Source organism: Arthrobacter sp. AG258 (assembly GCF_004364695.1).
Classification (GTDB): domain Bacteria; phylum Actinomycetota; class Actinomycetes; order Actinomycetales; family Micrococcaceae; genus Arthrobacter.
Genome location: NZ_SOBI01000017.1, coordinates 1 through 23,592, shown reverse-complemented (window position 1 = coordinate 23,592; position 23,592 = coordinate 1). Strand labels below are relative to the sequence as shown.

Below are 23,592 nucleotides of genomic sequence, written 5' to 3'. Positions count from 1 at the left end.
GTAACGGACATCGCCCTGCAGACCGGAGACATCACAAGTACCTGGCGATGGACCCTCATGATCAGCAGCGACATCATCCTCCTCACCTACGGGCTGCGGATCCTCAAAGGCAACGACCACCTCTGGCAAATGATCTAACCGCTTGCGGCCTCTATCCTCTCTTCGTAGAGCTCCGCGGCCTAAGGAGGGTCAAGCCCGAATCGAAAAGCTACTGGCAGCGGCTCCAATGCCAATCACTGTCCTGGGCGCTGATGGCGTCCTCACCCTTCGAATGAGCCACAGCGTACTTCTATGTGAGCAAAGTCCCGGCGACGTGCACCATCAGGGTGTTCGCCGCACTGCTGGAGACAGAGGCGTGGGTCCAGTCCAATTCCATACCGGACGTTCCTAGTAAGCGGGGCATGAGGCAGTTTGGATTACACCCAAAACTGACGTCAGGCAGCCCTCTGAGAACCGTCAGAATAGGGCTGCCAATCCGTTTCACTTACGGCGTCGCAACGAACTCGTAGACCTCAATCTGACACTGGGTGGCACAGGCGCGGCGATGACCGGAAGCCCCCAGTGCTCTTCCCTCGTTGCACCGTGCTCATAGCCGGGTTCGATGGAAGGACCCAAGATACGGGAAAGACGCGCCCTGCTCGCAGAGCGCGTCTTTCGCATTTCCCATTCCCACAGAACCGATCCCCTTCGGCCATACCTATAATAAGCATGCTTAGGTTATCCGACAAGAGCTTTCCCCATGGGGCCCATGGCCCGGCTGATGCGCGGAACCCGAGGTATTCCTCTCCGGACTCACTGGATTCGCGGGGTCGCGCCTCACGGAAGAGCGCCCGCTTTGACTCGACCCAGGTAGCTTTTTTGTGGCTTTCTAATTCCGCTCAGCCTAAGGTGTGCAAGGAAGGGAATGTGACCGTGAGTATCTCGAATGACGTGGGTGCGGCCCACAGCGGCACCGCCCGATTGGGCATTCGCGAAATTGTTCGGCAACTCAACAGCTCACTCGGCGCTACGCTGGTTGCTACCCTCGCGGGGAGCAAGGACCCGAAGATCAGTTACCGGTGGGCGCGCAGCAGCGGCCCGGAACCCCGTCCGGGAGCCCAGGCCCGGCTGCAATTGGCCCATCGTGCCTGGACCGCAGTTTCGGGCGTGGAAGGAGAACACGTTGCCCGATTGTGGTTTGTCGGTGCAAATCCCTGGCTGGATGAAACGTCTCCCATTGAGGCCATCAAGGACATGCGGGCCAAGGACGTCATGGCGGCGGCAACGGCCATGACTGAAGACGGGTTCGGCGGTTGACGGAAGTTTGCGACGCTCTCAAAGTGCGCGTCTGTAGGCCGTTGACTGTCAATGAGCCAACTTATACATCGACCCGGGCGACGTAAAAATCCAGTTTTACGGCAAATTCCGGCTGGGAACTCGCCAGCCTTGAGATCGACGACAAACGTAGCCTGTGACCGCACTACGGCTTTACAGGAAAAGGCCCAACATCGTGAATTGTCCAGAGTTCTTTGGACAAGTCGGGGCGATCGCGCTTTCGCGCATGACTTAGGCCCGTAGCGGTTCGGCCAGCCCTCTAGTCCCCAGTGGCCCCTTCGGAGTCTGGTTCGGCCCATTCGAGGGCTGCAACGAGGTGCCCCTCGTTGGGCAGTGCACGTCGTTCATCGGCTGGGAGTTTGTCGTAGGTGTAGGCGGCGACGGCCATTGGCGAAGTTGAGCGACCGAGGCTGTAGCGGACACTTCGGTCGTTTTTGGTGCCACAGATGAGGATGCCGACGGTCTCGTTGTGGAAGTCGCGGCGCAATACGTCATCGACCAGTGCGACGTAGAAGTTGAGTTTGCCGGCGTACTCCGGCTGGAATTTCCCGGTCTTGAGTTCGATGACGACGTACCGGAGCTGTTCTACATGGAAGAACAGCAGATCGATGTAGAAGTCGTCGCCGTCGACCTCGAAGTGCACCTGTCTGCCGACAAAGGAGAAACCTGGCCCGAGTTCCCGCAGGGTGTCGGTGATCCGACCCGTGAGAGCGTTTTCGAGGTCGCGTTCGGCGACTTCACCGGAGAGGCCAAGGAACTCGAAGTTGTAGGGGTCCTTCGCCATTTGCTGTGCCAGCTCGGAATCGGCAGCAGCGAGCTGGTTGGTGAAGTTTGATGGCGCCGCCCCTGTGCGTTCCATCGAGCGGTTCATCAGCATGTTCAACAGAACGTTTCGGGACCAGCCGTATTGGACGGCCGCGGAGGCGTACCAGTTGCGCTCCTCGGCGGTGTCAGCCTTGTCGAGGATGGTCCGGATGTGGCCCCACGGCAAATGTGCCACAGGCTGTGGCACATTTGCGCCCTCGCCCCAGGCGCGGACCATCGCCGTCATGTACTGGAAGTTTCGAGGTGACAAGCCCTTCATCTCTGGAAAGGCCTGCCGCATATCCGCGGCGAGTCGGTTGATTACCCCGCTCCCCCATCCCTGTCTGTCCTGGCGGATGATGATGTCCTTGCCCAGGGACCAGTAGAGCTCGATGGCCAGGGCGTTGACGGTCCTCTGTGCCTGGGTTCTGGCGCTACGGACTCGTTTCTTCAGGGACTCCAGCAGTTCCGCGTAGTCTGCCGGCAGGTCGATTTCTGAAGAATTCATGACTCCACCCTAACGACCTGCAATTGCGCCACAGCTTGTGGCGCAATTGTCCGGCCTACGCTTCGTCGCTACCGGCTGAGGCCGTTTCTGCCTCGTTCAGCGCCCACCGATTTGCCCGTGCGGGTTCTTCTGGCCTTTGCTGCCCCTTTGCCCGCGGTGACGGCTGCGTTGGGGTGTATGCCTTCGCTGCGTGCTGCGGTGAGGCGGCCGCGGATCTGTGTTTCGGTCGCGCCGCTGTTTTTCAAGGATTGGGCGAACGCTTCGTGGTGTTCGGCCGAGCCGTATCCGGTAGTCGATGCTGTTTCTGCCTTGAGTCCCTGGTCTTTGAGGCGGTCGCTGTCGTTGCCGGTGACTCGGTCCTCGATCTCGCGGCCGAGACCTTCGATGCGGGCGAAGAGCTCCTTTTCCGCGCGCTCGTACCGCTGCTCCAAGGAATCCTGACCGACGCCGGTGAAACCTGCTTCGGCGAGGAGTTTCGCTTCGTGCATCTCCTGGGCGGCTTTCACGAACGCGGGGTCTTTGAAGTGGTCCACACCGGCACCGTTCACGGCGGCTGTGGTTTCCTCGCGGAGATGATCGATGGTGGGTCCATTGATGCCGTCCTTGCCGATCAGGTACAGACGCTCCTTCACCGTCGTGTCGGCAGCTTCAATATCCTCAGGAGTTTTGGCGTCCTGGGACTGCTGGAGCGCTGCCGCCAGAGCGTCGTTGTTCAGGTACTCGACGGGGACCTCGTGCTTTTCCAGGACCGGCGCCAGCCTCTGTGCCCGGGCCCGGAGCTCTTCGGCCTGGGATGCGGCGATCAATGCCGTGGCTTTGTCGTGTTCCCGGGCGGCGTTGACACGGGCCTGTTCCGCGGCGACGGTTTCGATGCCGGATTGCAGGTAGGTGGCGTCTGTGCCGACGTCGTGGGTGTCGATCCCGTACCTGGTGTGCACCTCGCGGCGGATCCGGTCGGCCGCGGCCAGGGCGGCGGGGTCGTGGTCTTTCCACGCCTCGGCCAGTGCGTACGCGGTTGTGATGTCCTTGGGCTGTGCCTGCTGCCACCATTTGTCGTCGTGGATCGGAGCGAGTCCGCCCTGCATCTGGGCGCGTTCGGCGGTGTAGCGGGCGTGGGCTTCGTGCGCTGCCTGGATGTCCTGGTGTTCCCGTTCGCGGAGGGAATCCTGTCGGCGCCGGGCCAGGGTCTCCCCTAGGCGGGAGGCGATCATCAGGGATTGGCGCAGGCCGTTGTCGAGTACGTCGTCGATGCCGTCTGATTCACTCATGGTGTTCCCCTTGCACTGGTGGTGTGATTCTCTATCGGTCGAGTCCCGGCCCGGCGTCCCGCCGTGCAGGTGGTGCAGTTCTTGCAGGTGTGGCCGGCGTGGGTGTCGTGGGAATGACAGAGCCGGGCCGGATCGGTGCCATACCGCGCCGGGCGATATCGACCGCTCGGGGCGGCGCAGCTGCCGCAACTCCTGGCTGCGGTTCCGCTCCGACGGGTGTGGGTTTGGGCATGGTCGCGGTGAACGGTGCGAGCTGGGTTTCGACCACGGCGCGGATGCGCTGCGCTTCCCGTGCCCGGCCGGCCTGTTGGTGCATTTCGTAGACCGCGAAGGCGGTGTTGATCAGCTGGACCATCAGCGCGGTCTGTGCTGCGGTCTTGTTCTTGCTGGAGGCGGCCATGAACAACATCGCGGCGCCGGCGATCGAGGGCAACGGGACGGGTTTGTTGTGTTCGCGGGGTGTGCGGAGCTGGGCGGTACGGGCCAGTTCCGCTGCGGTTGCAGCCAAGGGTCCTGGGGTCGCTTCGAGCCTGTGCGACCAGGCTGCGAACGCACCAGAAACATCACGCGCTGCTTTGGCCCAGGTCGCGTGGTCGTCGCGTGGAATGTTCCGGAGCCGGTCGGCGAGTTCGGTGGCGTTGCGGGTGTAGTCGACCCACAGCTGCGGGTCCGGGGCAGCCTTTTCCGGCCCGCGGGTGTTGGCTTTGCGTTTGTTCCGTGCGGCGGCGTTCCATTCCGCCGCGGCCTCGGTTGCCGCTTGCGGGGTGTCCACCCATTCCTGGCGCAGCTCTCCGAGGCGGAGGTCGGTGGCGAGGGTGCCGCCGCCGAACCAGATGGGCCGCTCCCCCGGTCTTGGTCGTTCGGCGACGGAGTAGCCGACGATGACGTCGGTGGTGTTCTTCGCGTAGCGGGGGCGGACCAGCAGCCCAGTGTCCCGGGCGCGGCGGACGAACTCCGCTTCGCTGCCCGACGCGGTGGCGCTGGCCCGCACCTTCCGCGCCAGGGAGGCCCGGTGCATCTCGCGCTGGTCGCGTGCTGCGGTGCCCTTCTCAGCCCGGTCGTACCCACGGGTCGCGTGCACCGAGGAGAGCTCTTCCAGGCCGTACTTGGTTTCCAGTTCGCGGCAGGTTTTTTGGGCGTTTGCGTAGTCGCCGTGGGTGGAGGCTTTGGTGCCGTCTTCGCGGACGAGGGACACGGCGATGTGAATGTGGTGGTTGCCGTTCTCGCTGGTTCCGTGGTTGATCGCGACCCACCGGCACTGGGCCTTGCCGCTGGCTTCGGTGAAGCCCATCGCGTCGACGAAGTCGTTCGCGATATCGCCCCACTGCTGATCCGTCAGGGCGCCTTCCTCTGCGCGGAGGCTCAGCGAGCAGTGCCATACGTCGGCCGGCTTGTGCCCGTTCGGAACCCGTTCCTTCTTCACCGGGTCCCAGCGGAAATCCTTCTGCAACACCTCAACACCGAACGCCTTCCGGGGCTGGTCCAGATGCTTCGCGATCGCCGCCGCATCGTCCTTGTCCAGGACACCATCGTCGTACCAGGCCATGATCGCCGCGTCCCCCGCGACAAGGTGCGGGTCGGTGTGCGCGTTCTTCGTCTTATCCGCATCCGTCGACACCAGGTACACCATGAGGCCGGCCATCCTCGAGCCGCGGGTGATGTTCGGAATCATCCCTACATCAACCCCTCAATGGTCCGGTCGATCCGCATCGCAACCTCACGCACATACGCCAGCACAGCCGTGGCATCCTGGGGAAACTCGTCGCCGGCGTTCGCGTGCCGGGCGATCTGGTTCACGTTGTTCGACACCCGGGCCAGCAGCGTGTGGATCGCCATCAGTTCAGCCATTGCCGCCCGCCGCTCCGTCGGGGTCTCCGAGCCCTCCGACAACGCAGCGCTCAGCAGCAGATTCGGGACGGTGACTTTATGCCGGGCAGCCTTCGCGATCAGCGCCGCCTCTTCCTTCGCCGTGACCCAGACGTCACGGCGCTTCTTCGTCCCCGCAGGGGAATTCGCCCGGCGCCGCCGCGAAAGCCGGGAGCGCGGCACATCTTCTTCAGACACGCACTCCCCCAACCCCTCGGTTCCCGCAGTCAAAAGCCCAGCGCAGCGACCCCGAAACCCGGGGACCCACAAGCCAGTGTGCCAAACGCCGACGCAGGAGCCGTGCAGGACACGCCGTTTACACCCGTGTAAACGTATAGCTTGCTCCGCCCACAAAAGTCGTGCGGCCAGCGGCGTGTTGGGCCGTGCTGGACGCAGGCCGTCGGGCTAGGGTGGAGGTACGCCACGACACGCTTTCTCAGGGGGAGACAATGCGTCCAATCGAAACGTCCACCGACCGGCTGCGATCAGGCAGCCTGACCTACGAGCCCGAAGCCGCGGCCATCTGGGGCGGGAAAATCACGATCGACCTACCGGTCGATCCGCCGGCCCCACGCCAGCATCTCGTCAAAGCAGCAACCGACCAGCTGCTAATCGGAAAGCATCATGAGAGCGGCGACGAATGGGATGACGACTGGGTGGACGCCCCGTCCGTGACTATCCAGAACTGCATCGACAAGGTCGCTAACAGGCACCTCCAAGATGCCACCGGATCAACCGCGCACATCTGGCTCGGCGCCGAACGCCTAACAGCGTTGGCTATCCTGCCAACTCCCCTTGCCGAGCGTCCCGACACCCTACTGCCCGGACCCCTCTTCAAGGAGTACGCGCCGGAACCTGAAACCTATCTCCGCCACACCAATCCCAGGGCGCTCACGCCCGACCAGAAAGCCATTCTCCCGGCGGTCGTCGAATCAGTCCGCGACGTTCTCCCACCGGCACTGCAGCCTCACCTCGACGACATCTCCCACCTGGTCGCCCAGGAGATCCCCGCCGCGGAAGACCTGCTGCGCGCCTACCAGCGCGCCTCCATCCCGGAAGTCCTCGCCGAATACGACCGGGACGGCAGGCCCGAACCACTCACGCCTGAATACCAGCAAGCGGTGAAAACCGCCCAGCTCTCCTTCCCGCGCCACGCCACCGAAGCCCTCACGAGTGCCGCCCATGCCGTGGCGGCGACACCCTCAAAGACTGCCGCCGGCGTCGCCGCCGGCCCCGCCTTCGACCGCTGACCACCACCCGAAAAGGAACAGATCCAGCATGGCCGCTATCAACATCGAAGCCACCAAAAACCAAGCCCGCGCACTCCTGGACTCGCGCATCAAGTCCGTGGAAGAACTCGTCCAGGCACGCCAGCGCGTCACCGACCTCAAAGAACAGCTCACCGCCGCAGAACGCGACGACAAGCGCGCCTACGTCAAGGCAACCCGCGACGGCTGGAGCCCCGACGAACTCAAGAAACTCGGCCTCGAACCCGCTGCCGCAGGGCGCCGACGCAAAGCCCACGCCAAACCCGCCGAGAACCCCGCCACGTCAGACTCAAACAGCTCACAGGCGAACTAGCCCCTCGCACACATGGGCGCGGCAAAAGCTAAAACCTTACGGTGATTGAGGCTGGATTGGGGGCGTTGTAGGCTCTCGACCAACCCAGGGGTGCCGGGCATGGCTAAAAGCTAAACGCCGGACTTTGAGTGACGGCTCCGAAGGAATGGCCACCCGGCATCCCGCGATGGCTCGACCGCTAATTGAGAGAAGCGACCCGATCGCCAGGTAAGGACACGACGGCGCTGCCATCTGCTTGGGCCCATAACTGGACAACGCGATGGAGGGATATATGCCTGAACTCTGGGCCGGCATTGACGCCGGAAAAGCTCATCACCACTGCGTGCTCATCGATGACGAAGGCAACCGACTGCTTTCCCGCAGAGTAGCCAACGACGAGGCCGCGCTCACCGCGCTGCTCACCGACGTTCTGGCTCTCGCCGCGGGCCGTGAAATCCTCTGGGCGACAGACCTGAACCGCGGCGGTGCCGCGCTCCTGATCGGCGTCCTCGAAGCCCACCAACAGGCTCTCGTCTACATCCCAGGGAGATCCGTCTACCACGCCTCACGCACCTACCGGGGCGACGGAAAAACAGACGCCAAAGACGCCGCCATCATCGCCGATCAAGCACGTATGCGCCGGGACCTGCAACCGATTCGCAGCGGTGACCAAATCAGCACTGACCTCCGGCTACTCATATCCCGCCGCACTGACCTGGTCTGCGACCGCACCCGCGCGATTAACAGACTCTGCGCCGTCCTACTCGAATACTTCCCCGCACTGGAAGCCGCCTTCGACTACGCCATGCTCAAGGCGGCCGTCGTACTCCTCACGAAGTACACAACCCCTGCCGGCATCCGCCGCGCGGGTGAAAGCCGCATCGCAGACTGGCTGCGCAACCAGGGCTGCTACAACGCAAAATCCATCGCCTCCAGAGCTGTCGCTGCTGCCCACGCGCAACACACCACGGTGCAGGCCCAAGAAGTCGGCTCTGACCTCGTTGCCGCTCTCGCGCGCACTGTTATGGACCTACACGCACAAGTCACAGACGTTGAAAAGCAGATCGAAACCCGGTTCCGCCAACACCAGCACGCAGAGATCCTCCTCAGCATGCCTGGTTTCGGTACGCTCCTAGCATCCGAATTCCTCGCCGCAACCGGCGGCGACATTACTGCCTACGAAAGCGCCGCTCGCCTGGCCGGCGTAGCTGGTCTCGCACCAGTCCCCCGCGACTCAGGACGCATCAGCGGGAACTTCCACAGGCCCAAACGCTACGACCGCCAACTCCTCAACGCGTTCTACCTCGCAGCGCAATCGGCGGCACGATACTGCCCCCAAAGCCGGACCTACTACCAACGCAAACGCAGCGAAGGAAAAAACCACAACAAGCCGTCCTATCCCTCGCCAGACGCCGCCTCAACGTCCTCTGGGCCATGCTCCGTGACGGGACTCCGTATCAACAACCCGTGGTCCAAGTCATTTAACCCACGAGCAAGAACCCGGCTCCAACCCTCTCTGCAATGGGAAAGCCCTAGGCTATAGGTGGCCGAGGACAGCAGGGGGTAAAGACTTGGACAGCGTAAAAGCGGTGGATGCTCACTACGAGACGCATTTTGGTGCAGAGTCAGAGTATTGGAAGTTCCACAACAGGCCGGGCACGATTGGCGTGCTCGAGTGGCCTAAAAAGATATCCCGTCACCGGGTTCACATCTATGCGACGCTTGGACTGCACGCACTCGTGCCAGCTCCGCTGAACCACGCACAAGGCTTCGAACTGTATACGTGTGTCTCTGCTGGAGATGAGGCATTCAGGGCCGCCTTCGGAATGATGGCCAATGACCTGATCTCAGACGGAACATTCCTGGAACCAGGCCACATGGTGACTCTGAGCACCGGCCACATCATTGAGGGCCGGCCCTTCAGGTCTTGGCTAATGCTTGAAAGAACCGACGACTTCATCCCGCCACTGCAACTCGACAACGGCCACCACGTCATCTTCTTGGACGCCACCCCGGTCTTCGCCGAAGAAGCCCAGCGCGTGAAGGAACACGGTCTCGACGGGTTATTCGATATTTGGGACGAGGACCCGCCAAGGCTTTCCGACCTGAATCGCACACTCCCTCGCCCCCTGCAAGTGTGATGGGCCGTATGGCGATACAACCTGACAAGCTAAGTCCATGAAGCTTCAGCCCACGCCTGCACAAGCCATGGCACTTTGGGCTTCCGGGCTGTTAGAAGTCGATACCCTCCCTAACGTTGCTGCTCAGTGGCTGGCAGACGGTATGGATTCCGAGAGCCTTCGTATACTGGCTGGCGCCGACCACGAGGATCGTGACGACGTCTGCGACTTGTGGACAGCTGCCCTAGAGGAATTACATATTCAGCCCACTCCGCTCGAAAACCAGTGGCCGCTGATCTGGGCCTATGAACTAGCGACGTGGAGAGCTGGCGAGCGAACCAGGGAGCAAGTGCTGAATGACGCAGTTGAGTACCTTCGAGCAGTTGAATATGCCGACCGGGAAGCCAAGGAAGCGTATGTCCTGTGGAATCTTTGGGACGAGCTAACCAGCAACTATGAGCCTCCGAGGACCGACGCTGAGATTTGGGCCGCCGTGGACAAGTACCTCCACAAATTCAGCTGAACACTCTTCCCTCCCTTATTAGGGAATCCAGTCAGGCAGACAAGTGGTAGGTGCATCAACGCGGGTCCCAAGGGGATCGCTGGTAATTGGGATACTGACAGCATGATCGATTGGCCAAATGCCCTCACCGGCTTCGGATTCGGTGTTTTTACGACGTTGATGTTCTGGATCCCGGATCGGCTCCGCGCAAAACGAGAACGCCGACGTGACATCTGGGAGCAATGGAAGGTCGCGATGAGGGACTTGGAGTTCGTGGCCTGGAGGCCAGAAACACGTAGTGCCGATTTCCACATAGCCCGAAGTCGCTACCCCATAGATCACTGGCGGAAGATTCTTAACGATCGGGAGGGCTTTGTCCTACTGGAACAGTTGGAAACGTCCTATCCTTCCGTTGAGCACTTCTCCCAGCAATTCGCCGCCGACCCTTCAGCACGAAATGAACAGCTCTTTCGATCCGCGGAAGCCAGATGGCAGGAAGCCCGCGTCGCCTTCGCCAACTACTGCAGAAATGCACTTTCCGAGGGATACACAGACATGATCAGACGTGAGGAAGGCCAGCAAATTCGTCGAGACCTTCTTCGTCACCCTTTCAAGTCAACGCAGCGCCTGCGCACGCTCAAAACAGAGTTCAGAAAGCCAGCTAAGAAGTAACTCGATTCTGTCTACCCCAAGAGGAGTATCGAGTCCAAGGTGCAGCCCATAAGCGGGCGCCATCCTGGGGTCCGACCCAAGCGTGAAAGGGTGTCCCTATGGGAATTGCAGACCGACCCGAGGCTATGTCGCTGGCACACCAGGGCCTGGCGGGCGCCGCGTGGCGGACGTTGGATGCTGCCCGCCGCAAGCACCTACTGTCCTGCGCCGTAGCAGCAACCGAAGCACTCCATTGGATTTGCGCCTTAGACGAGCAACTTGAGAAGGAAGGCCGAGGATACAAAAGCCGTCGCAACCAGGACACGGACGGCAGGGTGCTGTTGGGCCTGCGACATGTTCGGGACCGCGCAATGCACCAGGTCGTCATCTGCACAGCGCAGGACGCAAGGTCCTTTTTCAATCCTGCCCGCAGCGGAATCGTTCATATCGCATCGTCGTATCCCATTTGGACGCCTACTGAAATGCTCCCTCAAGCCGAAGAACGACACCGAAGCGAGAAGCGTGAGAAGGCATATGCGGAACATATTGCCGAACGAAAAGCATGGCTGCCAATCTTCTCGGCACTCGAGTTCCTGACACGAGAACTCAAGGACAAGGTCAGTTTGGGATCCATCGCGCAACCAGACTGGTTCCAGGACCTGTCTGCCGAGGAACGACTAGCCATCCATCAAAGCCCCATGCTCAACGTGTAGCCCGCTCACCCCCAGCTTGTCCTTGACAATCCCCATTGAGATTCCTTCGGGCTTTTCCCGCACACATGTACACGACGGGACCCACCTGACCGGCTGCACACAAACGCCAGGTCACCACACCCACGAAACTCACCTCTGGGGGCCAGCGAATGTGCACAGCCTCGAATGACGCAACGCACCAGCGGCAACCTTCCCCATGGTTCAAGACCTCCGCTGCCGACGCACCTAGAAGGACGCTCGGGTTTTCTTCAGCAGGGACGACACAGGACTACACAGCGCCGCATGCCGGGCACATACGGAACCACTCCCAGGGGCTGGCTGCTAAGGCACAGGGGGGCTTCCCGGGCCGGTACAGGGCGGTGACAACCACAAGCTGCAGGGCGGCGCCAATCACTACCAACTTCCGCAGGACCGCCTGATCCAAACAATGGCACCAGCCGCAGCAAAAGGGTTCACGAAAAGGTGACATCGGATAGAACAGACAGAAGGCCGGCAACCCGTCAGGGATGCCGGCTCTCACCGTTCTCATCGTTCCGCGGATCAGTCCTCCGCGGCCGCCTCCGCATCGGGAACCTGGCCGGAGGCGATGCGCTCCGCAGTCTTCTCATAGGCCGCATCAATGTACGCCGCCAGGTCATCCTCCCGGACCCGCCACACGCCCCTGGGCCCGAATTGCGCGGCCTTAATTTCACCGCTTCTCAGCAGCGCGTAGACCATCGGCTTGCCAAGGTTAAGGATCTCCTGGACGTCGTCCATCGTCAGCATCCTCGGGAACGGCGTTGACGTCCGTGCGCCGGCCTGGTTCGTGTCTTCGGTCCGATGGCCCATCGCTACGTGTCCTCATTTCGGTGCTGCATCTCATCCATTGTTCTCTGCCCTCGCCGCAGCTCACCGGCCGGCACCGGAGGCCACGGCTTGCCGCCGTTGTACTTGCGCTGCAGACGTTTCACTTCACGCATCGTTGCCCGGACGATCAGGTCCGACACACTGGCGTCGCCTTCCTGCAGCCCGGCCGCCTTGAATGCCGCCCGGACCTGCCCGGCCTGGTCCTCGGTGTAGTACGGCGTGAAGGCCGGAATCCGCTTCGGCTTTGCCATCAGCAACGTCCCTGGTTAGACGGCACGCAACGCACGCGGCCACGGGTGCAGGCTGTCCAGGTAACCCTTCCCCAGGGACATGGAGCCGTCCTCGTTGATGCGGATATCGGAGTGCTGGTGGCTGCCGCCGGCGTGGGCGATAGCGGCCAAGACCAGGTCCAGGTTCTCCCGGTCCAATCCCGACACGAGGTCACCTAAAACCACGGGAACATCCTCGGCCAGGGATGCTGCGAGAAGCAGGAAGCGGCGTTCCCCGCCAGAGAGCGGGCCGACCTCTTCCGGTATGGACGCGAAGTCAATCCACGCGCTGACCTCGTTAGGTCCTTCCGGCTCGGTGCTCCTATGGATCCATGGATTACCCTGCTCAGCGAACTTCCCCCCAAACGCCCTGAGCAGCAGCTCCGTTGCCGCCTCGGCGGTGTACGAACCACGCGCCCAGGCACGGAGGTCATCTGCATGCGACATTGGGTGTTCCTTCTACTCATGGTTTTGATGGTGCGGGGCCTGTCGGGGCCAGCGTATCTGCTGACCCCGACAGGTGCACTGCCTAGAACGGGGGTTCGGAGTCGGGGCCGTTGCCCCAACCGCCCGCGGCGGTGCTGTTCGCCGGCACAGCCCAGGGATCATCCTGGGGCGCCGACTGCGCTCCCCCGGCACCGTTCCCCTGGTTGCCGAAACCGCCACCGGCCTGACCGCCCTGGCTGCTGCTGCGCTGGGTGCGGTTGACCTTCGCATTCGCGTACCTGAGTGAGGGGCCGACCTCGTCCACTTCGAGCTCGATCACGGTGCGCTTCTCCCCTTCCTTCGTTTCGTAGGAACGGGACTTCAGCCGGCCCGTGACGATCACGCGCATGCCCTTGGTCAGGGACTCGGCCACGTTCTCAGCCGCTTCCCGCCACACACCGGCCCGGAGGAACAGCGTCTCCCCGTCCTTCCACTCGTTGGACTGCCGGTCGAACGTCCTGGGCGTTGATGCGATGGTGAAGTTCGCGACGGCCGACCCACTCGGGGTGAAGCGCAGCTCCGGATCCGATGTCAGGTTTCCAATGACAGTAATGGTGGTTTCGCCGGCCATGATGGTCCCTTTTCCTCGTGCGCTGGTGATGTTCTCGATGGGTGTTGTCGGTTTGTTCTGGAGTTCAGTCCCACCCGGTTCGTCGTGGGTGAGGTCGTTGGGTTGGTACTGGCTCGCAGTGTGTGCGTCCCAGAGACCGCCGTCCCCGAGCGGGGCGCGGTTGATCGTCTGAAGGTACCGGTCATCCCCTCCCCTGTCCGGGACGGAGTAACCGTCGTACAGGTCCTCGGCGAGGGGTTCGACAATGGCGGGCTCCACAACGTAGGGGTCCACCACGTTGGAGGGAATCCGGCCGCTGGGGTTGACCTGCCGGAACAGGTCCACCTCCAACGGGATCCGTGGGCTGAGTTTGTACCCGACGACCGGGCGCAGGGTGGCCATCGTCCTCACGCCGCCTTGTGGCTCATGGCTGCTTGGACGAGCTTGTCGCGACGGAGGCCCGACCAGTGGTCCTGGTCATCGGCGTTGTTCACGACGACGGGAGCCTGGGAGTAGCCGAGTTCGGTAGTGATGTACTCCAGCGCTGCAGGGACTTCGGTGATGTCCACGGCTGTGTAGGTGATGCCCTTGGAGTCGAAGTAGTCCTTCGTCTTCTCGCAGTTGGGGCAGTCGGGCTTGGTGTAGACCGTGTAAGCGGCCGGTGTTGCAGTCATTTTCAGTACCTGGTTTCGTATCACATGAGTTTCGTTTGTCTGGCTGACTTGCTACTTCTATTCTAGCAATCATTCAACTGAATGAATAGAGGTTTTGCCGCGTATTTTAGGGGTTTTTCGGGTTACTGTGCTCCGGAATGAGTGCAGGTGACCCTGCATCTGAACCCCGGGTGGTGTCGATTTCAGAAGCTGACTGCACAGATGTCAGAAGTCCTCTGCACATGCCTTGGATCCGGCATCCTTTGCCAGCGGCCTAAGACACGGCGTGTGGAACCTAAGTTTGGCTGCCGGACACTACTAGATATGAACCAATTGGGGGGAACAGGATGCTGAGCTCTGGGAAAGATGCGCCACGGAGGATCCGGGTCTAGGGGGCGCTGTTTTAAAGGCACTCTGACGCGGTCTTCCGGTACTGCCTGCCAAGAATCGCACCATGGTGATCGGTGCGCTGGCGAAACGTCGCATTACGGGGATTGCGGCCGCTGACGAAGCAGCCATAAAGCGTGGTGTTTACGGCCGCCGTGTTTATTTATTGCTTCACCGGTACCGCCAAGGCTCAGGTCTTGCAACTGATCTCGCGCTTCATCGTTTCATCGGCCGACCAACGCCACCTCTGAGGAGGCGGCCGTAGAGGCATATCCACAAAACGTCGACTGGTGCGCGATGACACGGGAAAGAACAACCGCGTCTCTGACGCGGAGAAGCCGTATATTCGGGCATGGTGCGCAGCTCGCATCAAGGCCCCTGGCGCCGAGACTCGTCAAAAAGATGAAGCCCCGAACTAAAGACGACGCCCCCTGCTCCAGGGGTGGCTGGAGCAGGGGGCGTCGTCTGAGCGGTGAAACATCCGCTCACCGAGCCGCCTGGCGGCGACTACTCAGTGACATAGACAGACCTCGCCGAGCTTCTTCTACCTTGTCCGGCGGTTGGATCGCAGTGCCCGGTCGGTGAAAATAACAACCGCCGCCACCAGCACTCCAATGAGGAAAGCAGTTGTCGGGCCATAGATGGGCCAAAAAATGGCGAACGGGACAAATCCAGCAAGGAAAACGAGAAGCCAACGTCCCGTATGTCTTGTCCGTGGGGTTATTTTCATAATTGGACGCTACCACGGAGTATGCGCATTACAGCGCCCTCAAATGCCAACTTAAATACGTTCATCTCGTCAAGAGTTCACAACACCGCCGATGAAGGCCCAGAGTCCACCCACCACTACCGCGCATGAGAATGAGTTCTCCGAACACCACTTGTTGAGGTCGATCTCGGTCCGTGCTGGCTGGTCAGCAATCAATTGCACCATGTTCACCGAGCCTACGTTGTAGCCGTCTCTGTAGCCGGTGAGGGTGCCGCTGCACGCGTAAGGATCATGGCCATTCCAAACAGTGGTCCCCCAACTGCTGGCGCAGAAGTAGTCGACTCCCCCTGTGGACGCCTGAGCAGGTGCAGCAGCGAGTGGCGTGACGACTGCGCCTGCGGCAATTACGGTCGCAACAAGCCCCTTCCGCATCCTTGACTTTCCGGATCCTGACTTGGCTTCGGCTTTCTTTGGTGTCCATTTTCCGCTAAACATAATTCCCCCATTCCAGGTCCCGAACAGACGCCGGTTCCCGATGATCGAGTTCAAGGCCGAATGCCTTGATGACCTGAACCTAAGTGAGAGTTGAGGTTGATCTACAACGCCTAAGGAGGTAGCTTGCGTGGATGGTTACCGGGGGGGGAAAACCGATGAACGTAGCAACATCCGACGAGCCGTGGTGTCGTTTTCTGTACTCGCCGTTCTCAAACAGGGACCCTGTCATGGGTACGAAATGGCCGAAAAGCTGAGGTCGACCCATGAACTTCTCACGTGCGAAAGCGACCTCTACCCGCTGCTCTTACGCCTGGGTCGTCAGGGACTGGTTACGCATCGGTGGGAACTATCTCCATCCGGACCACCGCGGAAGCGCTACCAACTAACCGTCGAGGGTGAGCAGTCGCTGCGTGAGCGCAGGAAAGTCTGGGGCGAACTGCGGCAGTCGATGCTCAAGCTGTTGGGAAAATCTTAGTTTCCCTCCCTTCGCCCGCCACCCTGCCCACTCAGAGGCCAGAAACGCACCAAATTTAGCCAGCGAAGAAGCTATTCCGAGCCCGGCTGGTTCCTAGGCAAGCAGTACTCACACCGACTGGATTAGCAAGTCCGCCAGTATAGAGGTTTAGAAAAGCAGCGAGTGGACGCCGGAGCCTAAGCGACATCCGGCAAGCATCTACAGTCGTCCCGTAAGCCGATGGCCCAGTGGGACGGGGAACCGGGGGTGACCGGCGGACGCACGGTGATTCCAGGAAATGGGGACGCCCGAACCGGAGGGATCGTCAGTTCCGAGACTTCCGTTCTGACTAGACACAACATCGCTCGGGACGACACCCTCGTCAGACTCTCAACCGAACCGGAGAGCTTTGATTCCTGAACTTTCCTACAAGGTCGGGACACGGTTGCAGACCAGCCATCGTGCATTGGCCACGTTCCGGACGAATCGATGTCGCGATTTGTGAACAGAAGTGCAGGGCAACAGTGCCCTTGTGCACAGGATTAGCGTGCAATCACTGATCACAACCCGACTGCACAAACCTCGGAATTCAGCCGTTCGTTGTGCTGTCAGCTTCTGAAAACGACAGGATGGAAGACGGGTAACGCCGCCGGCGACTGTGGTCATCCCCGCAGATTCCCCCGGCGGAAGCCCCCATGCGCCGTAGAAGGTTTCTGCCGGCTGTGGTGACATGAGGGCCCTTGGGTCATTGCCGATGTGAAGAGGTGTCGTCCCGGCTGAAAGAAGTGGCTGTCCTGGCGTGGGTGTGCCGGTGATGTCGGTGGTGGACCATGGGAAAGGTTCCCGGCCGGGCAGGATGCCCGGCAGTGGGTAGCCTGCAGTGAGGTACTGTCCAAAGATTGGCGGGCTGGGGCGGAACGTGGGGGTGTGGCGTATGGGTGGTGCGCGGCGTGCTGCACCGAATCCGGAGTGGGTGCAGATGTATCGGAGGGGTCTGCCTGCGTCCAGGATCGCCTCGCTATCGGCTGCCGCGGGGTCCACGGTCCGGTACCACCTGCACATCGCAGCGAACGAAGACCCGTCGATCCGGGCCGAGCATCGCCGGGCGGCCTCGCCCCCTCCGGCCAGGATGGACGGCCGCAGCCTGAAAAACCTGGAGGACGTTATTGCCCTGTACCGGGCGGAGCGCCGGCTGCCCAACTCCCGGGCAAAGTCCGCACGGGAACTGGCCCTTAGCAGCTGGCTCGGGCGCAAACGTCAAGACTCCGCGAATGGCACCCTCTCCCCCACTGTCAACGAACGACTTGCCGAAATCCCCAACTGGGACGCGCCACGCCGGCAGAAGGAACACCGCGAAGACCTGTGGAATCAGCGCCTGGCCGAACTCACCACCTACCGGGCCGAGGGCAATGACTGGCCCCTGCACAAAAAGGCCGGCACCGAGCAGGAGCGGGTTCTTGGGGTGTGGCTCCACGGACAAAGAATCACCTCCCGTCAAGGCACAATGACCCCCTCCAGGCGGGCGCGGCTGGACGCGGAGTTGCCGGGATGGCGGGAAGGTCGGGCCCGGCGGGGCGGGCGACCAAAGCCAGCACGCCTTGAAAACTAAGCATGCTTTCTATTAGTTTGGTGTCAGCTTCTCCGCTTGCCCCCCAATCAGGCGGAGCGGCTGCCAGGAAGGCCCCGCACGACGAACGTTTTGCGGGGTTTTTCGCTATCCGCACGAAGCAGCAGGCGTCTTGGAACCAAACAGCAGAGGGAGTGTGCAATGGCTCAGGGCGATATCGAGACGTACTACGAAGACGGCCAGTGGAAGAACAAGCGCGAAGGCGCTGACCGCGCGTTTGGGGCCGGCTACGGCACCAAGGAAGAAGCGGTGACTGCGGGCCGGGAAGCGGCCCAGGCTGACAAGGTGGAGCACGTCATCAAGAACCAGGACGGCCAGATCGCTGAGAAGAACAGCTACGGCCACGATCCGCGGAACGTCCCGGGCTGATTGCCGAGTGACGCCTTTGCGTTGCGGTTTGTCTGGAGACACAAGAATGGCCGGCGGTTAGGCCTGCCATTCTGCGTTCTCCTCGGCAAAGGAAACTTATGGGTTCAGCGTAGCTGAATGTTCTTCTTCGGGTACTGGAGCCGGTGGGAGCGTCGTTGTTCCCTGGGGGCGCGGCACCTGGTGGGCGCGGACGTGGGGTGCGTTAATCGGCGGTCCGTCGCTGGTGAGTGGCTGCTGTGGTTCGCCCCGGGCGGCGGACCGCCCGACATCTGGAAGGTTCCTGGCCTTCCTGCGGCGATTGGGCTGGGCCCGTGCCGGGCGGGTTTTGGGATCCGCCGCCCGGCACAGAAGCCATGGTCTATCCGGCTGTCTCGGTCTTGTCACCGCTGTCGATGATGATCTGCTCGGTCTCGGAGGCGGTGTATCCCCATGCGACCAGCTGGTTCAGGTAGTCCCGGTGGGTTTGGCTCGGTGAGCGCCACGAGTCTTTCTGGATGGTCTTTTCGTACCCGGCGCAGACCAGTGCAATCAGTCCAAACTCCGGCCGGGTTGTCGTTTTGGCGACGTGGTCCCTGAGCGGGTTCCACGCCCACTGGCTGGACTCTTCGAACTTCGCCCCGGCCATCTCAGCGGCGACCTTCCCTTCGTATCCGCTGGCTGTTTCGGGGTGGTGGGTGATCGCGTGGAGGGTGAAGTACTGCCAGCCTTTGGGGGCCTGCTTCTTGGCCAGCAGGTTCCTGACCCATTCCCGGCGGACGGTGGTAGCTGACTGCATCAGCTTGTTGTTCTCGATCAGGGTCTTCCGTTCGGCTTTCTGCTCGTCGGTCATGGAGCCTTTCGGGGCCGAAAAGGTGCCGTAGCCGCTGTAGTAGCGGAGGGTGAAGCCCAGGTCTTTCCAGCCGGTGACCACGGCGACGGCGGAGTGTTCGCCGCGGTAGTCGGTCTCGATGTAGACGGCGTTGCCGTCCTCGTCGGTGGCCGGTTCCCCATCTGCCCTTTTCAGGGACGTGACGCGGAGCGTTTCGCTGTCCTCCCCGTACCCGCATTCGGGAACCACGATGGTTCCGGCGGCTTCCAGCTCGGCGGTGAGTGCGGCCAGCGCGGCGGCGCGGTCGCGCTTGTCGCGCAGCTGCTGGGTGACGTGAAGGAGCATGTCGGGTTCGTCCATGATGACCGATTCCAGTTCGGCCGTCGCGTCCTCGTCCGCCTCAAATTCGGCCAGAATCAGGGCTTCTTCGATGGTGTATCCCTTGCCCAGGGCGGCGGCTCCGGTCTCGGTGGACGTGGCTTTGAGGGCGGACTCGACGGTGGTCTTGGTCCGCCCGGTCTTCTTGGCGATCGCGGCGGCGGAGACGCCGATCAGGGACAGCTGGTGGTAGGCGTCGGCCTCGTCGGCTTCGGTGAGTTCGGCGCGCTGGATGTTCTCCACTACCTGCGTCACGATGCGTTCTGCTTCCTCGGGGGACTCGATGATCATGACCGGGATCAGGGGCCGGGCTGCTTCGACGGCGGCGCGAGTGCGGCGCTGGCCCATCAGCACGTGCACGGTTCCGTCGTCCTTGCGGTGGGCGATCACGGGTTCCATCACGCCGTGTTCCTTGATGCTGGCGACAAAGTCAGCGGTCAGGGCGGCGTCCTTGCGGACGTTGATGTCCACCGTCAGGGTTGCCGGGTCAAGCATTTCAAGCGTGGGCGTTGCGTTCATGTGGTGTTGCTCCTTCTTGCCGAGAAGTTGGGTGGGTGGGGCGGCTCAGGTGACCGGCCAGCTCCCCTCGTCCCCCCGTTGTTTTTGGCTGCTGGCGAAGCTTGCGGAGCTGTGCCCGTGCAGGCCCGTCTACCCGCAGGGCAAGACCCGGGAAATCTTCGAAAGGAAATAAGCGACGAAGGAGCGCCGGAGAAGACTTTCCCGGGCCGCAGGCCCCGACGTAGGAGGGGCTAGAGGGGCCGGAACGGGCACGTACAATCCGAAGGACAGCAGCCAAAAACGTCGTAGACACACAGGTGCAGGGGTCCGGAGCTCTGCGACGGCGCACCCTGGACCCAACAGCCGGCCGCGCCAGCGGACGCCCAACAAACTGGTTGAAGCGCAGCGGAAACCAGGGCGAGCCCAGCGAGCCTGCCCTTCCACTCCCCTGCCCAGGCACAACCCAACGGCACCCCAGCCTCCTGGCTTGCCGCCGGCGGCCGCCAACCGTGCACCTGGTTACTGCGGGATTGGCGGTCCGCCGCCGGCGACCACCAACAAAGGCCGGCCACGACGGCGGACCGCCCGCGGTGACCGGCCCCGAAAGACCGGCCACCCTCGGGGTTAGCTGGCGAGTAGTTCGGTCAGCTCGGCCGCGTCTGTGACCAGTGCCGCGCCTCCTTCTTTCAGGAGCCGGTGGCATCCTGCGGAGTTGGCGCTGTGGACGCTGCCGGGGACGGCGGCGACGTGCCGGGCGATGGCTTCGGCGTGGTGCGCGGTGTTCAGTGCACCGGAGCGCCAGCGGGCTTCGACAACACAGGTCACTCCGGCCAGCGCGGCGATGATGCGGTTCCTCTGGAGAAAGCGGTACCGGGTGGGTGCCGATCCTGGGGGCAGTTCCGAGAGGGTCAGGCCGTTGGCGCGGATTGCGGCCGCGAGGTCGGCGTTTCCGGAAGGGTAATCGCGGTCCAGCCCTCCGGCGAGGACGGCGATGGTGGCCGGGCCGTTGCCGTTACTTCCGGCCAGTGCGGCGCGGTGGGCGTGGGCGTCGATGCCGTAGGCGAGTCCGGCGATGACGCTGATTCCGCGCTGGGCCAGGCTGTAGGCGAGGTCACCGGTGACGGCTGCGCCGTAGCTCGTGCAGTCACGTGAGCCTGCCAGTGCCGCGCAGCTCCCGGGATCGGGGATCCCGTTCCCGATGTTGCCCCGGTACCAGAGTCCGAAGGGCGCGTCCGGTAGGTCGTCCAGGCCGGTGGGCCAGTGCTCGTCCCCCGGGATCAGGAAACCACCACCCAGGCGTTCGATGGTGGCCAGGTCCTTTTCCGGGTCCAGATCCGGCACGCGGGGTGCCCAGCGCTTCAACGCGGCCGCCAGTTCCTCGGGCGTCACGTCCGGGAGGGTGTGGGCGGGTTGGGCGCCGGTGGCGAGCCGCAGCGCGGCGTACGCGCCGAGCCTGCCAACAAGGGTCCGCCCAACCGTGTCGTTCGGTTCGAACAGGCGGGTCAGGGCTGCGCGGGCAATGCGGTCGTTCATGGTGTTGCTCCTTCTTGCCGAGAAGTTGGGTGGGTGGGGCGGCTCAGGTGACCGGCCAGCTCCCCTCTCCCCCCGTTGTTTTTGGCTGCTGGCGAAGCTTGCGGAGCTGTGCCCGTGCAGGCCCGTCTACCCGCAGGGCAAGACCCGGGAAATCTTCGAAAGGAAATAAGCGACGAAGGAGCGCCGGAGAAGACTTTCCCGGGCCGCAGGCCCCGGGAGGAACGACAGGGGCTAGAGGGGCCGGAACGGGCACGTACAATCCGAAGGACAGCAGCCAAAAACGTCGTAGACACACAGGTGCAGGGGTCCGGAGCTCTGCGACGGTGCGCCCTGGACCCAACAGCCGGCCGCGCCAGCGGACGCCCAACAAACTGGTTGAAGCGCAGCGGAAACCAGGGCGAGCCCAGCGAGCCTGCCCTTGCCCCTGAGTAGGGTTAGGGCATGAGCGATCCGGCTCCACGCCCTGGCCACAACGGTGAAACCAGGCGCGCCAGCGCATGGATGTCACCGAGGACCTGGCGTGTCCTGGCTGTGGTGTTCACCGTCGCCGCGTTCGGATCCGTGGTGCTGGTAGTCGTGGATCTGGCTGTCGGCCGGCCGGCAGCCGGTGACCTCTTTATCGTTTTCCTCAACGGCCTCGCGGCCGTAACCCTGTGGATGCTTGCGCGCCGGACATGACGAAGGGCCGGCACGTTGAATGTGCCGGCCCTTCGTGGGTTTTCCTCGGCAAAAGGAAACTTTTTGGGTGCAGCGTCGGTGCTGCTTGCGGTTACAGCTCGTAGTGTCGCTGGTTCTTCCTGGGCCGGTCCACCGGGCCGGTGGCCGGGCCTGCTGTGAGCAGGGCCAGTTCCAGGATGTCTTCAAGGGGACTCGCGTCCGGGGCAACGGTATCCTCCTCGGTCATACGGAATTGATCTGCCACGCTCGGGACTCCTTGGCTGTGCGGGGATGAGGCTCCCTTTCAAAGTATCGGCAGTTCCTGCGCGCGGGCTGGAAGTGGCGCCGCCCGCGCAGCGTTACGCGGCCGGCGGAGCGCAGCGGGGGAGGCCGCCGCGCACCTGGGGACGATCCAACGATGAGGGCCGGACCCCTCTTTGCAGTGGAGTCCGGCCCGGTGTCGGTGCTAGTGCTTCAGGCGGCGGTCATAGGCTTGTCCCGCGTGCAGTCCGCAATGAGGCCACGATTGACCAGTTCGCCCAGCAGCTCCGCCAGCCGGTATCCATCCACGTCCTCCAGTGCGAGCTTGAAGTACCGGGCGGCGAAGCTGGACCGTCCTTTGAGCCATTCCAGCCAGCCGATAAGGCACAGCATCGGGGCGCGCTGGCCTTCCGGGGTGGCCTTCATCAGCTCGAATGCGACTTCCTGGGCGGTGTCCACGCGGACCCAGTCCGGGCGGCTCAGGAACACACCGAGCATGATGGAGGTGAACTGCTCCGGGGCGTGGGGGAGGATGTCACTCATCATGTAGTCCCGGATGGTGGGGTGCTGCAGCGCTCCTGCCAGCTGGTGCGCGGTGTGGGTGGTCAGGCTCTTGGGGTCGTCCAGCACCTTGGCCCATGCTGCGCGGCTTGCTTCGAGGTCTTCGGGCCAGCCGTCGGGCTTGTGCGCGGCGATCGCCTCACGTGCCGTCTCGTCTCCGGTGAAGGGTGCGGGGGCGGTAAATCCGGTGACGGCGCTCCCTCGGTAGATCAGGGCGGCGTTGCCGTTGCTCGTGGTGATGGTGTCCAGCGACTGGGCAGGGCAGCAGGTGCTGTCTGTGCAGTGGTAGTTCCGCCACAGTTCGGAGGTCACCAGCCATGCGTCCTGCAGCGGCATTTCTGCGCTTTCCAGTTCACTGCGCAGTGCCTCCACGTGCCCGGCGTAGGGGCGGCCGCCGTCGGTGGTGGTCTCGTCGGTGTAGATGACCAGCAGGCTGCCGGTGGCGGCTTCGTCGGCGGTCAGGTAGCTGACGATGGTCTGGGCGTAACCAACCGGGTCCTGCCCGAACGGGGCATCCACGCGCAGGGTCGCGCCGAGCTTGTTGCCTTGCACCGTCATGGCGACGAAGGACTCTGTCGGGGTCTCGCCCAGCGTGTGCGGGATGAAGGCCAGGATGTCGGCCGGGCCGGTGAATTTGATGAAGTCGTTCATGGTGTTGCTCCTTCTTGCCGAGAAGTTGGGTGGGGCGACCAATGGTGACCGGCCAGCTCCCCTCTCCCCCCGTTGTTTTTGGCTGCTGGCGAAG

24 protein-coding genes and 1 pseudogene are annotated in these 23,592 nt (G+C 62.7%); 11 read left to right on the top strand and 14 right to left on the bottom strand.

Translation table 11 applies throughout. From position 1 onward, the window contains the following. The first annotated feature begins 912 nt into the window (after positions 1 to 912). Positions 913 to 1,296, top strand: coding sequence for a hypothetical protein (locus DFO47_RS20970; RefSeq protein ID WP_133832927.1), 384 nt, complete (start codon positions 913 to 915; stop codon positions 1,294 to 1,296). A gap of 277 nt (positions 1,297 to 1,573) precedes the next feature. Here DFO47_RS20970 and DFO47_RS20965 read toward each other — a convergent pair whose 3' ends face one another. The 4 genes from DFO47_RS20965 to DFO47_RS20950 all read right to left on the bottom strand — a co-directional run bounded on the left by DFO47_RS20965 (position 1,574) and on the right by DFO47_RS20950 (position 5,958). Continuing rightward, positions 1,574 to 2,626: a PDDEXK nuclease domain-containing protein gene (locus DFO47_RS20965; protein ID WP_133832926.1), complete on the bottom strand. Its 1,053-nt coding sequence runs from the start codon at positions 2,624 to 2,626 to the stop codon at positions 1,574 to 1,576. A gap of 68 nt (positions 2,627 to 2,694) precedes the next feature. Next, complete coding sequence (locus tag DFO47_RS20960; RefSeq protein WP_133832925.1) at positions 2,695 to 3,894, bottom strand: hypothetical protein; 1,200 nt, start codon at positions 3,892 to 3,894, stop codon at positions 2,695 to 2,697. Positions 3,895 to 3,925: 31 nt separating this feature from the next. Beyond that, positions 3,926 to 5,566 (bottom strand): relaxase/mobilization nuclease domain-containing protein, encoded by a 1,641-nt coding sequence (locus DFO47_RS20955; RefSeq protein WP_133832924.1) that lies wholly within the window; start codon positions 5,564 to 5,566, stop codon positions 3,926 to 3,928. A 2-nt stretch (positions 5,567 to 5,568) separates the two neighbouring features. Then, entirely contained in the window at positions 5,569 to 5,958 is a 390-nt protein-coding gene (locus DFO47_RS20950) for a MobC family plasmid mobilization relaxosome protein (RefSeq protein WP_166651785.1), read from the bottom strand. 251 nt (positions 5,959 to 6,209) lie between these two features. Here DFO47_RS20950 and DFO47_RS20945 point away from each other — a divergent pair, with 251 nt between their 5' ends. The 7 genes and pseudogenes from DFO47_RS20945 to DFO47_RS20915 all read left to right on the top strand — a co-directional run bounded on the left by DFO47_RS20945 (position 6,210) and on the right by DFO47_RS20915 (position 11,306). Then, entirely contained in the window at positions 6,210 to 7,010 is an 801-nt protein-coding gene (locus DFO47_RS20945) for a hypothetical protein (RefSeq protein WP_133832923.1), read from the top strand. A gap of 28 nt (positions 7,011 to 7,038) precedes the next feature. Then, positions 7,039 to 7,341 carry a hypothetical protein gene (locus DFO47_RS20940; RefSeq protein ID WP_133832922.1) on the top strand — a complete coding sequence of 101 codons (303 nt, stop codon included), beginning with the start codon at positions 7,039 to 7,041 and terminating at the stop codon, positions 7,339 to 7,341. A 271-nt stretch (positions 7,342 to 7,612) separates the two neighbouring features. Beyond that, a pseudogene (locus DFO47_RS20935) lies at positions 7,613 to 8,805 on the top strand (IS110 family transposase). Positions 8,806 to 8,891: 86 nt separating this feature from the next. After that, positions 8,892 to 9,461, top strand: coding sequence for a suppressor of fused domain protein (locus DFO47_RS20930; protein ID WP_133832921.1), 570 nt, complete (start codon positions 8,892 to 8,894; stop codon positions 9,459 to 9,461). Positions 9,462 to 9,498: 37 nt separating this feature from the next. Further along, on the top strand, positions 9,499 to 9,963 hold the full coding sequence (locus DFO47_RS20925; protein WP_133832920.1) for a hypothetical protein: 465 nt from the start codon (positions 9,499 to 9,501) through the stop codon (positions 9,961 to 9,963). Positions 9,964 to 10,065: 102 nt separating this feature from the next. Beyond that, entirely contained in the window at positions 10,066 to 10,614 is a 549-nt protein-coding gene (locus DFO47_RS20920; RefSeq protein ID WP_133832919.1) for a hypothetical protein, read from the top strand. Positions 10,615 to 10,712: 98 nt separating this feature from the next. Next, on the top strand, positions 10,713 to 11,306 hold the full coding sequence (locus DFO47_RS20915) for a hypothetical protein (protein ID WP_133832918.1): 594 nt from the start codon (positions 10,713 to 10,715) through the stop codon (positions 11,304 to 11,306). 540 nt (positions 11,307 to 11,846) lie between these two features. Here the strand turns inward: DFO47_RS20915 and DFO47_RS20910 are convergent. The 6 genes from DFO47_RS20910 to DFO47_RS20885 all read right to left on the bottom strand — a co-directional run bounded on the left by DFO47_RS20910 (position 11,847) and on the right by DFO47_RS20885 (position 15,755). Next, positions 11,847 to 12,134 carry a helix-turn-helix domain-containing protein gene (locus DFO47_RS20910; RefSeq protein WP_133832917.1) on the bottom strand — a complete coding sequence of 96 codons (288 nt, stop codon included), beginning with the start codon at positions 12,132 to 12,134 and terminating at the stop codon, positions 11,847 to 11,849. Positions 12,135 to 12,136: 2 nt separating this feature from the next. Further along, positions 12,137 to 12,403: a hypothetical protein gene (locus DFO47_RS20905; protein ID WP_133832916.1), complete on the bottom strand. Its 267-nt coding sequence runs from the start codon at positions 12,401 to 12,403 to the stop codon at positions 12,137 to 12,139. A 15-nt stretch (positions 12,404 to 12,418) separates the two neighbouring features. Continuing rightward, positions 12,419 to 12,868 carry an ABC transporter ATP-binding protein gene (locus DFO47_RS20900; RefSeq protein WP_133832915.1) on the bottom strand — a complete coding sequence of 150 codons (450 nt, stop codon included), beginning with the start codon at positions 12,866 to 12,868 and terminating at the stop codon, positions 12,419 to 12,421. A gap of 82 nt (positions 12,869 to 12,950) precedes the next feature. Continuing rightward, entirely contained in the window at positions 12,951 to 13,859 is a 909-nt protein-coding gene (locus tag DFO47_RS20895; protein ID WP_133832914.1) for a single-stranded DNA-binding protein, read from the bottom strand. A 5-nt stretch (positions 13,860 to 13,864) separates the two neighbouring features. Next, the gene (locus DFO47_RS20890; protein ID WP_133832913.1) at positions 13,865 to 14,131 is read right to left on the bottom strand and encodes a glutaredoxin family protein; all 267 of its coding nucleotides are present in this window, start codon (positions 14,129 to 14,131) and stop codon (positions 13,865 to 13,867) included. A gap of 1,165 nt (positions 14,132 to 15,296) precedes the next feature. Further along, positions 15,297 to 15,755 (bottom strand): hypothetical protein, encoded by a 459-nt coding sequence (locus DFO47_RS20885; protein WP_133832912.1) that lies wholly within the window; start codon positions 15,753 to 15,755, stop codon positions 15,297 to 15,299. Between the two features lie 1,379 nt (positions 15,756 to 17,134). On the opposite strand from DFO47_RS20885, the gene DFO47_RS20875 reads away from it, so the two are divergent. After that, positions 17,135 to 17,764: a helicase associated domain-containing protein gene (locus tag DFO47_RS20875; protein WP_243835591.1), complete on the top strand. Its 630-nt coding sequence runs from the start codon at positions 17,135 to 17,137 to the stop codon at positions 17,762 to 17,764. Between the two features lie 159 nt (positions 17,765 to 17,923). Continuing rightward, the gene (locus tag DFO47_RS20870; protein ID WP_133832909.1) at positions 17,924 to 18,151 is read left to right on the top strand and encodes a DUF2188 domain-containing protein; all 228 of its coding nucleotides are present in this window, start codon (positions 17,924 to 17,926) and stop codon (positions 18,149 to 18,151) included. Positions 18,152 to 18,509: 358 nt separating this feature from the next. Here DFO47_RS20870 and DFO47_RS20865 read toward each other — a convergent pair whose 3' ends face one another. Further along, complete coding sequence (locus DFO47_RS20865; protein ID WP_133832908.1) at positions 18,510 to 19,856, bottom strand: ParB/RepB/Spo0J family partition protein; 1,347 nt, start codon at positions 19,854 to 19,856, stop codon at positions 18,510 to 18,512. 603 nt (positions 19,857 to 20,459) lie between these two features. Next, entirely contained in the window at positions 20,460 to 21,368 is a 909-nt protein-coding gene (gene dprA / locus DFO47_RS20860; protein WP_133832907.1) for a DNA-processing protein DprA, read from the bottom strand. 441 nt (positions 21,369 to 21,809) lie between these two features. On the opposite strand from dprA, the gene DFO47_RS20855 reads away from it, so the two are divergent. Continuing rightward, the gene (locus DFO47_RS20855) at positions 21,810 to 22,046 is read left to right on the top strand and encodes a hypothetical protein (protein ID WP_109045400.1); all 237 of its coding nucleotides are present in this window, start codon (positions 21,810 to 21,812) and stop codon (positions 22,044 to 22,046) included. Positions 22,047 to 22,137: 91 nt separating this feature from the next. Here DFO47_RS20855 and DFO47_RS21185 read toward each other — a convergent pair whose 3' ends face one another. Both DFO47_RS21185 and DFO47_RS20850 read right to left on the bottom strand, forming a co-directional pair. After that, positions 22,138 to 22,290, bottom strand: a complete 153-nt coding sequence (locus DFO47_RS21185; RefSeq protein WP_166651783.1) for a hypothetical protein — start codon at positions 22,288 to 22,290, stop codon at positions 22,138 to 22,140. A 209-nt stretch (positions 22,291 to 22,499) separates the two neighbouring features. Continuing rightward, positions 22,500 to 23,498, bottom strand: a complete 999-nt coding sequence (locus DFO47_RS20850; protein ID WP_133832906.1) for a DUF4192 domain-containing protein — start codon at positions 23,496 to 23,498, stop codon at positions 22,500 to 22,502. Positions 23,499 to 23,592 lie beyond the last annotated feature (94 nt).

What these genes read in the sequence shown, in the direction of transcription:
- DFO47_RS20965 (WP_133832926.1), bottom strand. Translation starts at nt 2,626, where the DNA reads ATGAATTCTTCAGAAATCGACCTGCCGGCAGACTACGCGGAACTGCTG.
- DFO47_RS20960 (WP_133832925.1), bottom strand. Translation starts at nt 3,894, where the DNA reads ATGAGTGAATCAGACGGCATCGACGACGTACTCGACAACGGCCTGCGC.
- DFO47_RS20955 (WP_133832924.1), bottom strand. Translation starts at nt 5,566, where the DNA reads ATGATTCCGAACATCACCCGCGGCTCGAGGATGGCCGGCCTCATGGTG.
- DFO47_RS20945 (WP_133832923.1), top strand. Translation starts at nt 6,210, where the DNA reads ATGCGTCCAATCGAAACGTCCACCGACCGGCTGCGATCAGGCAGCCTG.
- DFO47_RS20940 (WP_133832922.1), top strand. Translation starts at nt 7,039, where the DNA reads ATGGCCGCTATCAACATCGAAGCCACCAAAAACCAAGCCCGCGCACTC.
- DFO47_RS20925 (WP_133832920.1), top strand. Translation starts at nt 9,499, where the DNA reads ATGAAGCTTCAGCCCACGCCTGCACAAGCCATGGCACTTTGGGCTTCC.
- DFO47_RS20920 (WP_133832919.1), top strand. Translation starts at nt 10,066, where the DNA reads ATGATCGATTGGCCAAATGCCCTCACCGGCTTCGGATTCGGTGTTTTT.
- DFO47_RS20915 (WP_133832918.1), top strand. Translation starts at nt 10,713, where the DNA reads ATGGGAATTGCAGACCGACCCGAGGCTATGTCGCTGGCACACCAGGGC.
- DFO47_RS20910 (WP_133832917.1), bottom strand. Translation starts at nt 12,134, where the DNA reads ATGGGCCATCGGACCGAAGACACGAACCAGGCCGGCGCACGGACGTCA.
- DFO47_RS20905 (WP_133832916.1), bottom strand. Translation starts at nt 12,403, where the DNA reads ATGGCAAAGCCGAAGCGGATTCCGGCCTTCACGCCGTACTACACCGAG.
- DFO47_RS20900 (WP_133832915.1), bottom strand. Translation starts at nt 12,868, where the DNA reads ATGTCGCATGCAGATGACCTCCGTGCCTGGGCGCGTGGTTCGTACACC.
- DFO47_RS20895 (WP_133832914.1), bottom strand. Translation starts at nt 13,859, where the DNA reads ATGGCCACCCTGCGCCCGGTCGTCGGGTACAAACTCAGCCCACGGATC.
- DFO47_RS20890 (WP_133832913.1), bottom strand. Translation starts at nt 14,131, where the DNA reads ATGACTGCAACACCGGCCGCTTACACGGTCTACACCAAGCCCGACTGC.
- DFO47_RS20875 (WP_243835591.1), top strand. Translation starts at nt 17,135, where the DNA reads ATGTATCGGAGGGGTCTGCCTGCGTCCAGGATCGCCTCGCTATCGGCT.
- DFO47_RS20870 (WP_133832909.1), top strand. Translation starts at nt 17,924, where the DNA reads ATGGCTCAGGGCGATATCGAGACGTACTACGAAGACGGCCAGTGGAAG.
- DFO47_RS20865 (WP_133832908.1), bottom strand. Translation starts at nt 19,856, where the DNA reads ATGAACGCAACGCCCACGCTTGAAATGCTTGACCCGGCAACCCTGACG.
- dprA (WP_133832907.1), bottom strand. Translation starts at nt 21,368, where the DNA reads ATGAACGACCGCATTGCCCGCGCAGCCCTGACCCGCCTGTTCGAACCG.
- DFO47_RS20855 (WP_109045400.1), top strand. Translation starts at nt 21,810, where the DNA reads ATGAGCGATCCGGCTCCACGCCCTGGCCACAACGGTGAAACCAGGCGC.
- DFO47_RS20850 (WP_133832906.1), bottom strand. Translation starts at nt 23,498, where the DNA reads ATGAACGACTTCATCAAATTCACCGGCCCGGCCGACATCCTGGCCTTC.